Source organism: Lentzea albidocapillata (genome assembly GCF_000719115.1).
GTDB classification, from domain to species: domain Bacteria; phylum Actinomycetota; class Actinomycetes; order Mycobacteriales; family Pseudonocardiaceae; genus Lentzea; species Lentzea albidocapillata.
Genome location: NZ_JOEA01000117.1, coordinates 1 through 226, shown reverse-complemented (window position 1 = coordinate 226; position 226 = coordinate 1). Strand labels below are relative to the sequence as shown.

Below are 226 nucleotides of genomic sequence, written 5' to 3'. Positions count from 1 at the left end.
CCCCTTGCCGCGCGAGATCAGCCAGCGGTTGACCGGGACCGTGATCACGAACGCCACCGCCAGCGCGAACGCGAGGCTGGCCCAGAACAACCAGCTGCCAAGGCCCGATTCCATGGCCCCCGGCACGGCCAGCATGATCCCGTTGTCGACGATCTCCATCACGGCGATCGACACGGTGTCCGCCGCGAACGCCACGCCGATGGCGGCACGGAGGGGCAGCCCGGAC

At 69.9% G+C, this 226-nt stretch carries 1 protein-coding gene; it reads right to left on the bottom strand.

The annotated features are described in order from the left end of the window. The coding region (locus IG04_RS0142095) for a DUF4396 domain-containing protein (protein ID WP_030482321.1) at nucleotides 1–226 on the bottom strand (226 nt) is incomplete at both ends.